At 70.7% G+C, this 13,102-nt stretch carries 11 protein-coding genes; 5 read left to right on the top strand and 6 right to left on the bottom strand.

Going from position 1 to position 13,102, the window contains the following annotated elements:
* Positions 1-46 precede the first annotated feature (46 nt).
* The gene (locus ACSJJU_RS11560; RefSeq protein ID WP_435915633.1) at positions 47-2,554 is read right to left on the bottom strand and encodes a molybdopterin cofactor-binding domain-containing protein; all 2,508 of its coding nucleotides are present in this window, start codon (positions 2,552-2,554) and stop codon (positions 47-49) included.
* A 524-nt stretch (positions 2,555-3,078) separates the two neighbouring features.
* Positions 3,079-4,848 carry a class I adenylate-forming enzyme family protein gene (locus ACSJJU_RS11555; protein WP_435915632.1) on the bottom strand — a complete coding sequence of 590 codons (1,770 nt, stop codon included), beginning with the start codon at positions 4,846-4,848 and terminating at the stop codon, positions 3,079-3,081.
* A gap of 131 nt (positions 4,849-4,979) precedes the next feature.
* Here ACSJJU_RS11555 and lgt point away from each other — a divergent pair, with 131 nt between their 5' ends.
* The 4 genes from lgt to pgeF are packed head-to-tail and all read left to right on the top strand — an operon-like array spanning position 4,980 to position 8,195.
* Complete coding sequence (gene lgt, locus ACSJJU_RS11550; protein WP_435915631.1) at positions 4,980-5,774, top strand: prolipoprotein diacylglyceryl transferase; 795 nt, start codon at positions 4,980-4,982, stop codon at positions 5,772-5,774.
* Positions 5,771-6,856, top strand: coding sequence for a class I SAM-dependent methyltransferase (locus ACSJJU_RS11545; protein WP_435915630.1), 1,086 nt, complete (start codon positions 5,771-5,773; stop codon positions 6,854-6,856). The genes lgt and ACSJJU_RS11545 overlap by 4 nt, the downstream gene beginning before the upstream one ends.
* Complete coding sequence (locus tag ACSJJU_RS11540; RefSeq protein ID WP_435915629.1) at positions 6,853-7,419, top strand: N-acetyltransferase family protein; 567 nt, start codon at positions 6,853-6,855, stop codon at positions 7,417-7,419. Before ACSJJU_RS11545 ends, ACSJJU_RS11540 begins: the two co-directional genes overlap by 4 nt.
* Entirely contained in the window at positions 7,416-8,195 is a 780-nt protein-coding gene (gene pgeF / locus ACSJJU_RS11535) for a peptidoglycan editing factor PgeF (protein ID WP_435915628.1), read from the top strand. Before ACSJJU_RS11540 ends, pgeF begins: the two co-directional genes overlap by 4 nt.
* Positions 8,196-8,236: 41 nt before the next feature.
* On the opposite strand, the gene ACSJJU_RS11530 is transcribed toward pgeF, so the two are convergent.
* The 4 genes from ACSJJU_RS11530 to ACSJJU_RS11515 all read right to left on the bottom strand — a co-directional run bounded on the left by ACSJJU_RS11530 (position 8,237) and on the right by ACSJJU_RS11515 (position 11,765).
* The gene (locus ACSJJU_RS11530; RefSeq protein ID WP_435915627.1) at positions 8,237-8,848 is read right to left on the bottom strand and encodes a hypothetical protein; all 612 of its coding nucleotides are present in this window, start codon (positions 8,846-8,848) and stop codon (positions 8,237-8,239) included.
* Between the two features lie 152 nt (positions 8,849-9,000).
* A complete protein-coding gene (locus ACSJJU_RS11525) occupies positions 9,001-9,591 on the bottom strand; it encodes a hypothetical protein (protein WP_435915626.1) in 591 nt (196 codons plus the stop codon).
* A gap of 56 nt (positions 9,592-9,647) precedes the next feature.
* Positions 9,648-10,958, bottom strand: a complete 1,311-nt coding sequence (locus ACSJJU_RS11520; RefSeq protein ID WP_435915625.1) for a M48 family metallopeptidase — start codon at positions 10,956-10,958, stop codon at positions 9,648-9,650.
* Between the two features lie 18 nt (positions 10,959-10,976).
* Positions 10,977-11,765 carry a hypothetical protein gene (locus ACSJJU_RS11515; RefSeq protein WP_435915624.1) on the bottom strand — a complete coding sequence of 263 codons (789 nt, stop codon included), beginning with the start codon at positions 11,763-11,765 and terminating at the stop codon, positions 10,977-10,979.
* 363 nt (positions 11,766-12,128) lie between these two features.
* Between ACSJJU_RS11515 and ACSJJU_RS11510 the strand changes: the two genes are divergently transcribed.
* Positions 12,129-13,064, top strand: a complete 936-nt coding sequence (locus ACSJJU_RS11510; protein WP_435915622.1) for a ribose-phosphate pyrophosphokinase — start codon at positions 12,129-12,131, stop codon at positions 13,062-13,064.
* The last annotated feature ends 38 nt before the right edge of the window (positions 13,065-13,102 follow it).

The following is a 13,102-nucleotide window of genomic DNA, read 5'->3' as shown; positions in this document are numbered from 1 at the left end:
CTGTCCTTCCGCTGCGGGATCATGTCCTGCACCGGGGCTGCAAGGGTCAGCGTCCCTTCTTTGCCCCGGAAGCCTGCTTCGCGGGCGCCTTCGCCCTGGCCGCCGGCTTCTTCTGCGCGGCGGCTTTCTTCTCGGCCTCCCGTTTGGCGGCGGCCTCGCGCGCGGCCTTCTCGGCGGCGGCCTTCTCCGCCTCCGCCCGCGCCTTCGCCTCGGCCTCGGCCTCCGCCTTCAGCGCCTCCAGCACGTCGCGCGGCCACAGCGGCTGGGTGCCGATGGGCAGGCGGCGCACCCGCGTGCCGGTGGCCCGGGCCACCGCATTCACCACAGCCGGGGCGACGGGCGGCACGCCGGGCTCGCCGACGCCGCCAGGCTCGCGCCCGCCCGGGTTCAGGATGTCCACCTCGATCACCGGCGCGTCCGCCAGCGTCAGCAGCGGGTAGCCGTCGAAATTGGTCTGCTCGGACAGGCCGTCGGCGAACGTCACCTCGCCGAACAGCGCCGCCGACAGGCCGAACAGGATGCCGCCCTCCATCTGCGCCCGGACCGTATCCGGGTTGATGACCCGCCCGCAGTCGATGACGCAGGTGACCTTGCGCACCCGCACCCGGTCCTCCAGATCCACCTCCACATGGGCGACCTGGGCGACGATGGAGCCGAAGCTCTCGTGCAGCGCGATGCCCCGCGCCTGACCGCGCGGCAGTTTGGTCTCGTAGCCCGCAAGGCTTGCGGCCCGCTCCAGCACGGCGCGGTGGCGGGGCTTGCCATCCAGCGCCTTCAGGCGGAACGCCAGCGGGTCCATGCCCGCGGCCTCCGCCAGCTCGTCCATGAAGCTCTCGACGAAGAAGGCATTGATGCTGTGGCCGACCGAGCGCCAGTAGCCCACCGGCACCGGCGCTTCCACCGCCACATGTTCGATGCGGAGGTCACCCAGCCTGTAGGGCAGGTTGATCGCCCCCTGCACCGAGGAGAAGTCCGGCTGGCTGCGCGCCGCCAGCGGCAGGATGCGCCCCATCACGCTGCCCTGCACCGACTGGCTGGCCGAGCGGCTGTGCCAGGCAGCGATGCGCCCCTCCTTCCCCACCCGGCCGCGCAGGGTGGCGAGGGCCGCCGGGCGGTACTTGTCCTGGCGGAGGTCTTCCTCCCGGCTCCAGATCAGCTGCACCGGCTTGCCGGTCTCGCGGGCGATGACCGCCGCCTGCACGGCGGCGTCCGCCTCGATCTTGCGGCCGAAGCCGCCGCCGAGCAGCGTCGGGTAGACGGTCACGCTCTCGCGCGCGACGCCCAGCGCCCGCGCCACCGCCATCTGGGTCCAGGTGACCGACTGGGTGGGTGCCCACACCTCGACCGTCTCGCCCTGGACGCGGGCGGTCGCCGTCATCGGCTCCATGCAGGCATGGGCGAGGTAGGGCACGCTGTAGGTGCGCTCGATGACCCCGGCCCCAGCCCCGCTGCCGCCTCCGCCCGCCTTGGCGAGCGCGTCGTCCACGTCCCCGCTCTCGGCGTAGACGTGCGCCTTGCCGTCCTTGAGCGCGGACTCGAGCGCGGCGGTCAGCTCCGCCGTCGCGATGTCCCGGCCTTCGGACCGGTCGAACTGCGGCTCCAGCTTGTCCAGCAGGGTGCGGGCGCGCCACCAGCTGTCGGCCACCACCGCCACCCAGCTCTCCTGCCGCACCACCTTGATGAGGCCCTTGGCGTCGGCCAGCACGGTCTCGTCCACCTCGATGAGCGGCGCGGTGCCGTGGGGCCCTGCCGTCACCGCCGCGTAGACCATGCCCGGCAGGCGCACGTCCGTGCCGAAGCGGGCGGTGCCGTCCACCTTGGAGGGAATGTCGATGCGCGGCACCGGGCGGCCGATGAGCCGGAAATCCCGCGCGCGGCGCAGCTCGGGCGCGTCCGGCGCTTCCTCCCGCGCCGCGTCCGCCGCCAGCTCGGCAAAGCTCGCCCGGCGGTCGCCGTGGACCACCGCGCTGTTCTCGGCGCGGCACTCGGTCCAGTCCACGCCCCAGCGGCGGCCCGCCGCCTTGCACAGCATGGTGCGCGCCGCCGCGCCCGCCAGCCGCAACGTCTCGTAGAAGGCCCGTACCGACGTGCTGCCGCCGGTCACCTGAAGGGCCAGCCGCTCGGCCAGCTCCGCCATGGCCCAGCGGGCAATGCCGCGCGCGAAGCCCGGCAGCACCTCCGTGCCTTCCTGCATCACCAGCTTGTTGGCGTAGACGGGATGCACCGGCGCGGGCTCGACCGAAATGGACTCCCACGCCGCGCCCATTTCCTCGGCGATGATCTGCGGCAGGGCGGTGTAGACGCCCTGGCCCATTTCCGCCTGCGGCACCAGCACCACCACGCGGCCGTCCGCCCCCACCTTCAGCCAGGCGTTGATGACGGTCTCGTCCTCGCGCGTCATCATCACCAGCTGCGGGGTGCGCGGCCAGGCCAGATAGCCGATGAGCAGCCCCACGCCCGCCGCGCCGCCGATGAGAAAGCGCCGGCGCGTGGTTTTCGGCTGCGGAAGCGGAATGTTGTGCGCTGTGGTGAGATCCGGGTTTCCGTCAGCCATCGAGAACTTACCTGTTGGATCAGCCCGCCTGTTGGATCAAACCGTTGCGGAGCCATGACGCATGGGCACCCCTGACGGCATCGCGCCCTGCCGCCCGGAATCGCCCCGCCGCCTGGTTGCTGGCGGACGTTAGTCAAGCCGCCGATGGAGGGAAAGACTTTTTCCGGGCCGCAGCCTCCGCGCCCCACGGGTCGAGCGGGATTTCAGCCAAAGTGTACGGACAAATGCGCACCCGCCGCCCGCCGCCGCACCCGCCAGCCGCGACTCGGCCGCAAACGGACAGGCGCTGAAATGCGCGACCGGATGAATCGGAGATTGGAAAGCAGAAATCGGAAATCGGAGATCCGGGGCTTGTTGTCCGGCCTTGCGCCGCAGCGGCCGGGTGGTCCGCATCTGCGCGATCCCCCCGGCCACAGCGCCAGCGTTCCGAGGGGCCTGGCGCCCCTGCAAAATCGACCGGCGATTCTCCCCATTACCCGGTGCGGGTATTTACCCGGTGCAGGCATTTCAAGGCGGGCGCGGTCTTACGCCGCTGCGTTTTCCGCCTTGACGATTGCACTATAGTAGCGCCGCAGTTTCGGCTTGTCGATCTTGCCCGAACCCAATCTTGGCAGAGGGTTGCCAAGAAGCCACAGCCGGGCGGGCACCTTGTAGGGCGCCAGGTGCCGGGCGGCGTGGGCCAGCAGCGCCGCCTCGTCCACCGCCGCGCCGGGGCGCACGTAAACCGCCGCGCCCACGGTCTCGCCCAGGCGCGCGTCGGGCAGGCCGAACACGCTCACCTCCGCAACGCCCGGGAAGCCGTGCAGCACCGCCTCCACCTCCAGGCAGGAGACGTTCTCCCCGCCCCGGATGATGATGTCCTTCTTGCGATCGACGATGAACAGGTAGCCGTCCTCGTCGAACCGGCCGATGTCGCCGGAGCGGAACCAGCCGTCCGCCGTGAAGGCCTCCCGCGTCGCCTCCGGGTTCATCCAGTAGCCCCGCGCCAGCGCCGCCGTGCGCCACCAGATCTCCCCCGCCTCGCCGGGGGCGGCGGGCGTGCCGCTGTCGTCGGCCGCGATCCGGATCTCCATGATGTAGGGAATGGGCCGGCCCGCCGAGCCCGGCTTGGCCAGATATCCCTCCCGGTAGCCGACGGTGCTGAGCGCGTTGGTCTCGGTGAGGCCGTAGCCGATGGTGGGCCGCTTGTCCGGGAAGGTCTCCTTCAGCCGCCGCACATGCTCGGCCGGGCGGGCCGCGCCGCCCGCGCCCATGTCGCGCAGGCTGCTGAGATCGTATTTGTCCCGGTCCGGGTGCTCCATCAGCTCCAGCGTCATGGTGGGCACGCCCACAAGGTGCGTCACCTGCTCCGCCTCGATCACCCGCAGCGCCTCGCCCGCGTCCCAGCGGTGCATCATCACCAGCTTGCGGCCGACGATGAAGCAGGTCATCCACACCGCAAAGCAGCCGGTGGCATGGAACAGCGGCACCGCCAGCAGGGTCGCGGTCTGGCGCTGGAAGGCGATGCCCTCGCCCTCGTCCATCGCGTTCATGGCAAGGCCATAGAGCGCCAGCCCGAACAGCGCCGTGAGGATCGCCCGGTGGGTGGAGACCGCCCCCTTGGGCGTGCCGGTGGAGCCGGAGGTGTAGAGGATGGTGGCGTCATCCTCCGGGTCGAGCGGCGGCAGATAGAACGGCTCGTCCGGGGCGGCGGCGAGCACATCCTCCAGCCGGTCCCAGCCGCAGGCGGCCATCTGCTCGTCGGTCAGCGCGTCCCGGCTGCGGGCGACGGCCACCGGCAGGCGGGAGAGAGTCTGCTCTCCGGCCAGCCCCTCCGCCAGCCCCTCCGCCACCCGCTCGGCGCGCGGGGGATCGGCCACCACCAGCCGCGCGCCGCTGTCACGCAGGGCGAACGCCAGCTCCTCCCCGGTCCACCAGGCATTCAGCGGCACCACGATCGCGCCGATGGTCACAAGCCCCATGAAGGCGAGGCACCATTCGGGATAGTTCCGCATCGCCAGCGCCACCCGGTCGCCCTTGGCGATATGGTAGCGGGACTGGAACGCCGCGCCGTAGCGGCGGGCAAGCGCCAGTGTCTCGGTGAAGCTCAGCCGCTCGTCGCCATAGACGATGAACGGCAGGTCGCCATGGCCCGCGCCCAGCCCGAAAAAATAATCCCGCAGGTTCGGCGGCGCGGCCTTGAAAACCGGCAGCGACTGGCCGCGAACGGGGACCTCCGTCACCTCCAGCCTGCCGCCCGGCCCGGCGAGACTCGCGCAAATCCGGTCGTAGAGCGTGTCCGCTTCCGTCAGCATCGGGCCGTCCTCCCCCCGCGCCTGGTCCGGCTCATTATGCGTTGTTTTGAGAAATAATATGCGGCAAGGGGGAGGGCCCGGCAACGGCGGGGCCGGAGCACGGACAACCTATTTCGGGGGGTGGAAATTCCATGGAACTGGGCAACATCGACCCTGTTGCGTTTGAGATCGGGCCCCTGGTGGTGCGCTGGTACGCGCTGGCCTACATCGCCGGAATCCTCGGCGGCTGGTGGCTCGCCACCCGCATGGCGGACCGGCCCGGCGCCCCCTGGACCCGCCGCCACATCGACGATTTCATCACCTGGGTGACGATCGGCATCATCGCGGGTGGGCGGCTGGCCTACGTGCTGTTCTACAACCTGCCCTATTACATCGAGGACCCGCTCGCCATCATCCGCCTGTGGGACGGCGGCATGTCCTTCCACGGCGGCGTCATCGGCGTGGGCGTCGCCATCCTGTGGTTCTGCCGGAAACACCGGCTCGACTGGCTGCGCGTGGCGGATTACGTCGCCTGCGTCGTGCCCATCGGGCTGGGGCTCGGGCGCATCGCCAACTTCATCAACGGCGAACTGTGGGGCCGGGTGACCACCTCGCCCGTCGGCGTGATCTTCCGCACCGGCGGCCCGCTGCCGCGCCACCCGAGCCAGCTTTACGAAGCCTTCCTCGAAGGGCTGGTGCTGCTGGTGATCCTGCTGGTGCTGTTCTACCGCACCGAGGCCCGGCGCATGCCCGGCCGCCTGACCGGCGCGTTCCTGCTGTTCTACGGCCTGTTCCGCTTCGCGGTGGAATTCGTGCGCGAGCCGGACAGCCAGCTGGTGGAATTCGCACAGGCGACCGGCCTGCACATGGGCCAGTGGCTGTGCGTGCCCATGATCCTCGGCGGGCTGTACCTGTTCGTCACCGCGCCGAAGCGCCAGGCAGCATGAGCGGGCAGGACAGCATGGGCAGCCTCGCGGACATTCTGGCGGCGCGGATCCGGGCAAGCGGCCCCCTGCCGGTTGCCGACTTCATGGGCCTGTGCCTCGGCCACGAGACCCACGGCTACTACATGAAGCAGGTGCCGTTCGGGCGGGAGGGCGACTTCACCACCGCGCCCGAAATCTCCCAGGTGTTCGGCGAGCTGATCGGCCTTCACCTGGCCGACCTGTGGCTGCGCGCGGGCAGCCCGGCCCCGGTGCAGCTGGTGGAGCTGGGCCCGGGGCGCGGCACGCTGATGGCGGATCTGCTGCGCGCCACCGCCCGCGTGCCCGGCTTCCACGCCGCGCTCGACATCACCTTTGTCGAGATGAGCCCGGTGCTGCGGGCCGAGCAGAAATCCCGCGTGCCGCACGCCCGCTGGGCGGACCGGCTGGCGGACGTGCCCGAGGGCCGGCCGCTGCTGCTGGTCGCCAACGAGTTCTTCGACGCCCTGCCCGCCCGCCAGCTGGTGAAAACCACCCTCGGCTGGCAGGAGCGTCATGTGGACTGGCAGGGCGGGCGCTTCGTGCCGGTGGTGCCGGCGGATGCGCCGCGCCTCGACAGTCTGGTGCCGCCCGCGCTGCGCGCCGCGCCCGAGGGCAGCGTCTTCGAGGTTCTGGGCGGGGCGGAGGAGCTGGCGCTGCTCAACCGCCGCCTGACGCAGGACGGCGGCGCGGCGCTCATCATCGACTACGGCCACGACCGGCACAGCCTGGGCGACACGCTCCAGGCCATGCGCGCCCACGCCTACGCCGACCCGTTCGCGGCACCGGGCGACGCGGACCTCACCGTGCATGTGGACTTCGCGCAGGTGGCGGCCCGGGCGGGCGCGGGGCTGCGCGTGCTGGGGCCCGCCGGCCAGGGGCGCTTCCTGCGCGCGCTGGGACTCGACATCCGCACCGCCGTGCTGGCCAAGGCCAACCCGCCGAAGGCCGAGGCGCTGGTGTCCGCCTCCCGCCGCCTCGCCGACTCCGACCAGATGGGCGCGTTGTTCAAGGTGCTGTCGCTCAGCCACCCGGAATGGCCCGCCCCCGCAGGATTTGACGCATGAGCTTGCCCGCACCCGAGATCACCTACCGCACCGCCGACCGCAGCGACTCGGAGGCGCTGGCCGCCTTCGGCCGGCGCACCTTCACCGCCACCTTTGCCCACCTCTACAAGCCGGAAGACCTGAACACCTACCTCAACCGGGTCTACACCCCCGCCGCCATGCTGGCGGACATGGCGATCCCCGGCACCGAATTCCGCCTCGCCGAGCGCGGGCGGCAGATCATCGGCTTCTGCAAGATCGGCGCGGTGACGGTGCCGCTGCGCACCATTCCGCCCCGCTCCATCGAGCTGCGCCAGCTCTACGTGGACCACGCCTTCCACGGCACCGGCGTCGCCGCCACGCTGATGGCCTGGGCGCTGGACCGCGCCCACGCCCGCGGCTGCGAGCATGTCTTCCTCAGCGTCTATTCCGAGAACTACCGGGCCCAGCGCTTCTACCATCGCCATGGCTTCGTGGTGATCGGCGACTACAAGTTCATGGTGGGCAAGCAGGCGGATGATGAACTCATCATGCACCTGATGATCCGCCACACCCTCGATACCCCCCGCAAGGACCCGGCATGACCGACACCCGCACCCCGATCCACCGCCTCACCGCCCGCGCGCTGGGCGACCTGCCCCACGGCTTCCTCGGCCGCACCGGCGGCGTCTCGGAGGGCATTTTCGCCAGCCTCAACGTGGGGCTGGGCTCGTCGGACGATCCGGCGCGGGTGCGCGAGAACCGCCGCCGCGCGGCGGAGGCGGTGATGCCGGGCGCGCACCTCGTCACCCTGCATCAGGTGCACAGCAACCGCGCCGTCCTCGCCGACGCCTGGGCCGACGATGCCCGCCCGGAGGCGGATGGCCTCGTCACCAACCGGCCCGGCCTCGTGCTCGGCATTCTCACCGCCGACTGCGGGCCCGTGCTGCTGGCGGACCGGGAGGCGGGCGTCATCGGCGCGGCCCATGCCGGGTGGAAGGGCGCGCTGACCGGCGTGCTGGAGTCAACCGTGGCGCTCATGGAGTCCCTCGGCGCGCAGCGGGAGCGCATCAGCGCCGCCATCGGCCCCTGCATCAGCCGCCGCTCCTACGAGGTGGACGAAGGCTTCCTGCGCCGTTTCGCCGAAAGCTGCGAGGAGGCCGAACACTTCTTCTCCAGCGGCACCCGCGAGGGCCATTACCAGTTCGATCTGGAAGGCTTCGTCGCCCTGCGCCTCGCCCAGGCGGGCGTGCGCGCCATCGAGGCGCTGGGCATCGACACCTACAGCCAGCCGGACCGCTTCTTCAGCTATCGCCGCACCACCCACGCGGGCGAGCCGGATTACGGCCGCCAGATCTCCCTCATCGCCCTGCCGGGCTGAGGCGGACGATCCAGCACTCCCGGGGGATGTGACGTCAGGGGTCAGTCCGTCTCCGCGCTGATGTCGTTCTCCTGCCACAGGGGCGGCATGGCCGACTGCGCGCAATAGCGGGCGCTCTGCACCCAGCCGTCGCTCTGGCTGACGGCGGTGAAGGCCGTATCCCCCGTGAGCGTGAAGGTGCGCTCATGCTCCTCCGGCGGCGCATTGCCCCACAGTTCGGTGCAGGATTCCCGCACGCGGTAGACGTTCGGCCCGGTCGGCTCGATTGCCTTGTACGCGCACTGGGCATGGGCGCTGTTGATGCCCTTGCGGTGCACCAGCACCACCGTCGCGTTGGAGGCCTCGCCGCACGGCGTGTCGCTCGACACATAGTAGCCGCGCTTGAGCGGCAGCGCCGCCAGGGTCTGCACGGCGGAAGCGGAAGTCGGGGTCGGGGCCGGGGCCGCGTCGGCAGCGCCGGTTGCCGTGCCAGCGTCGGCGGTTTCGGTCGTCTCGGCGGTATCCGCGGTATCGGCGGCCTCGGCGGCGTCGGCCTCGGCGGCCTCACTGGTCTCGGCGGCTTCGGTGTTCTCCGCCGTGGCGTCGCCCGGGCTGCATGCGGCAAGACCTGCGGCCAGCAGCGCAGGCCCGATCAGAGAGGGGGCGTACCTCATGGTTCTGTTCCTTTGCGGGAGAGAGGGGGGGAAATTTACAATCGGGAGTTGAGCATACCGCAAAATATTCTTTCCTCAAACAGGATAGAGGCGCACAAATCTGACCGCACAACTCCGGACTTCGGCCCGGATGCTGGCACAAGACCTGCGCCCTACCCCCGGGTTGCGGTGCGCGCCATGGCCTCGAAGTCCGGCAGGGCGGCATCGAAGTAGTGCAGCGCCGAGGCTTCGAGCACCATGAGGTAGAGCTTCCGGCCGATGACGGCGAAGCGCATGCGCCCCCGGCGCTTCACGTTGTCCTCGCCCACATAGCCATAGTCGAGCTGCAAGCCGGGCACGCCGAGAAAGGCGGCGGGCTCCACCTTCAGGACATTGAAGAGCGTCACCCCCGCCTTGACCCGGTAATAGCTCTCGATCATCGAGACCAGATCCGGTGGCGTCATGCCCGCGCGAAACACCGGGACCTTGCGGTTTTCCTTCCGGCGCTGGCGGATGAGGGCCTCGCCATCGGGCAGGCCGCCGATGAAGCTAATCATGTCGAGCACCGGGCCGTTCTGCGTCCAGTTCTCCTCCCAGGGAAGCTGATCCTCCGCGCGGGGCAGGCGGTTCCACGCCCGGGCGGGATGCACCCGGATCGCCCCCTGGGCCGCGACGGTGGGCGCGGGCGGCACCAGCGTGTAGGCCGGGGTGCAGGCGGCAAGGCCAAGCGCCGCCGCGACCGCGAGACAGCGAAGCGGTTTCATCGGATGGTCTCCCTCCTCACCCCCGGATCCGGGCCTCATCACCAGATCCGCCCCCCTCATTGCGCCAAGGAAAAGCGGACCATGGCCACATCCTCTGCGTCCGGCTTCCTGTCGAGATAGCGGGCGAGCGCCGCCCGCCCCTCCTCGCCGCGCCCGGCCTTGAGCAGGGCATAGCCGTGCGCCCGCCACGCCTCAGGGGGCGCGTCCGCGCAGGCGACAGCGGCGGCGTAGGCGCTGGCGGCGCGCTCGGCATCCCCCGCTTCGTCCCGCAGGCGGTAGACCTCGCCCTCGAAATACCGCAGGAGGCCGGTCCAGCCGTCCTCGGCCAGCGATTTCAGCAGGTAGAGGCTGGCACCCGGATCATTCAGCCCCACCTGCTCCGCCAGCAGCGTGAACAGGTGCGGCGCGACGGCCCGCCGCCACGCCTCGCGCCCATCGTCGAACCGGTGCCCGTCGTCGAACCGGTGCTCGCCGGACGGGCCGCCTGAGCCGGCCCGGCGCATCTCCGCCGCCGCCGCGCTCAGGGCCGCCATGCGCTCGTCGCTCGGCGGGTGCGTCGAATAGGCGGAGACCGCGCCGTCCCGGTAGCGCTTGTCGCGCGCCCGGGCCGAGGCCTTGCGCTCCTCGATGAGCTGCCGCCACACCTGCGCGGCGGCCTCCGGCGTGTAACCGGCCCGGTGCAGCAGGTGGAGGCCATACATGTCCGCCTCGCTCTCCTGCCCGCGGCTGAAGGAATAGACCGAAAGCACCAGCGCCTTGTTGATGGAATAGGCGAGGTCGAACCAGCTGCCGGTGTCCCCGCCCCGGGCGGCGGACGCGCCCGCCGCCACCGCCCCTCCGGCCGTCACAAACGCCATGGCGCCGGTTCTGGACTTGAGGGTGCGCCACCCGGCAACCGAATGCTTGCGCGCGAAATGCCCGCTTTCGTGGCCGAGCACCGCCGCGAACTGCGCCTCGTTGCGCATGCGGGCGAGCAGCCCGCTGTGCACCAGCATCATGCCGTTGGGGTACATGGCGGCGTTGAAGCTGGCGTCGTGCACCAGATAGACCCGCAGGTCCCGCGCCTGCGGCCCCATCAGCCGCTCCACCACGCCGACCGTGTAGCGGTGGAGGTCGGGCGTCCGCATCAGGAGGCCGGAGGCGGCGATGTCCTCCTCCAGCCGGGCGCACATCCGCCACAGGCCCTTCTCGTCCGCATCCTCGGGCCGGTAGCCCGGCCCCACCAGCGAGGGCAGCGAGGGGAGCGAGGGCAGCGACGGCAGGGCATCCGCCGCCGCCCCGGCCAGCGCCGGGACGCCCCGGCACAGGGCGCAGCCGCACAGGCCCGCCGCAAGGAACCGCCGCCGCGTCAGGTGCATGAGGTCCATGACTCGCCCCTCCCTCCGTCACGCCTTTTTCGGGGCCGCCCGGCCGGCGGCCTGAACCTGTGCGCCCGGCTTCATCCCGCCGAGCAGATCATGCACCAGATCCCGCGCCCCCTCCGGCGTGCGGATGTCCCCGGCGACCGAGGCGAGGGTGTTGAACCACACCACCTGCCCGGTTTTCAGGTCCACCAGCGAGACATAGGCCGTGCGCCGCCCGCCCTCCGGCATCAGGCACACGCCCACCATGCAGCCAAGGAAACTGACCGCCTGCAATGCCACCCGGCCGGAGCTGGAGAAGCTGTCTTCCGCGTGGAGAAACAGGGCATAGTCGAAGCCGCTCGCCCGGCCGAAGGCGACGGCATCGGCACCGAGGGTCCAGTCGAACCGGTCCTTTTTTGTCGGCAGGGTCTGGCCGAGATACTTGTGCTGCGCGATTGCCTGCCCCACCGCCGCATGAAGCCGCTCCAGATCGGCCACCAGCGCCGGGTCCGCCCCCGTTTCCTCGCGGGTGGCGGCCACCGTCACCTGCCCGCCCCGGCCCGCCTGCTGCGCCCGCAGGGCGGCCACCAGATGGGAGCGGGCCTGCTCGCTCCAGTCCTCGCGCACTTCGAACGCGCCGCCCGCCGTCAGGAGGCCGACGGACACGTCCGGCCGCATCACCACCAGGCGGTAGCTGCCCTCGGGCGGGACGAAGCCCGCGTCCGCCATCTGCCGTGTCGCGGTGCAGCCGGAGAGCGCCACCGCACCGGCAAGGACCAGCACCAGTCCCCCCGATGTTCCCTTGCCCGATTGTCTTGCATCAGATGTCATGCAGGCCCCCGGAGATGCGAACCCGACCCCGACTCTCCCACCCGCGAAATCTGGAACAAGAATTAGTCCAAGTTAACGATCCCGGAGTCTAATGTCCCGGCGGCACCTACCAGATCGGGTGGCGCGAAAACGGCGGCTCTGCCCCGAGTCGCTTCCCGCGGGGCGGCCGGGCGCGCCTTCCGGCCTTCCCGCGCGGCTGCGGGAACAACCGGCGCGCGCTCGCATCTATGCCTGATATACCGCCGCTTGCGTCCCCGCCGGGCCGCGTGGCGGGACACTTTGGCGGAGGCGTGGATTGCCAGCACGTCCCCCCGGCGTTAAGAGGCGTGCCGATTCCCATCTCCTTCCCTGCAGAGGGCTCCCATGAAGCTTGTAGCCGGTAATTCCAACCCTCCCCTGGCCGAGGCGATTGCGGCCTACCTCAACATGCCGCTCACCAAGGCGAGCATCCGCCGCTTCAGCGACGAGGAGGTGTTCGTCGAGATCCACGAGAACGTGCGCGGCGAGGACGTGTTCGTCATCCAGTCCACCTCGGCACCGGCCAATGACAACCTCATGGAGCTGCTGATCACCATCGATGCGCTGCGCCGCGCCTCCGCCCGCCGCATCACCGCCGTGATCCCCTACTTCGGCTACGCCCGGCAGGACCGCAAGCCCGGCCCGCGCACGCCGATCTCCGCCAAGCTGGTGGCCAACCTCATCACCACCGCCGGGGCCAACCGCGTGCTGACCATCGACCTGCACGCCGGGCAGATCCAGGGCTTCTTCGACATCCCGACGGACAACCTGTTCGCGGCGCCCGTGATGTCCGCCGACATCACCCAGCGCTTCGGCAAGGAAAACCTGATGGTGGTCTCGCCGGACGTGGGCGGCGTGGTGCGCGCCCGCGCCCTCGCCAAGCGCCTCAACAACGCCCCGCTCGCCATCGTCGACAAGCGCCGCGAGCGCCCGGGCGAATCCGAGGTCATGAACATCATCGGCGACGTGAAGGACCGCTTCTGCATCCTCGTTGACGACATCGTTGACTCCGCCGGCACGCTGTGCAACGCCGCCGCCGCGCTCAAGGAAAAGGGCGCGAAGGAAGTGGTGGCCTATGTCAGCCACGGCGTGCTCTCGGGCGGCGCGGTGGCCCGCGTCGGCTCCTCGCAGCTGACCGAGCTGGTCATCACCGACAGCATCCTGGCGACCGAGGCCGTGCGCGTCTCCCAGCGCATCCGCCGCCTCACCATCGCCCCGCTGATCGCCGAGGCCGTGCACCGCATCGCCGAGGAAGCCTCGGTGTCGAGCCTGTTCGACTGAGCCCGACCGGCACACCCGTCATTCAAGACGGCACCCGT

It is taken from the genome of Pedomonas sp. V897, assembly GCF_051304405.1.
In the GTDB taxonomy this organism is placed as follows: Bacteria; Pseudomonadota; Alphaproteobacteria; order Sphingomonadales; family Sphingomonadaceae; genus Pedomonas.
This window is presented reverse-complemented; position numbering and strand designations above follow the sequence as displayed.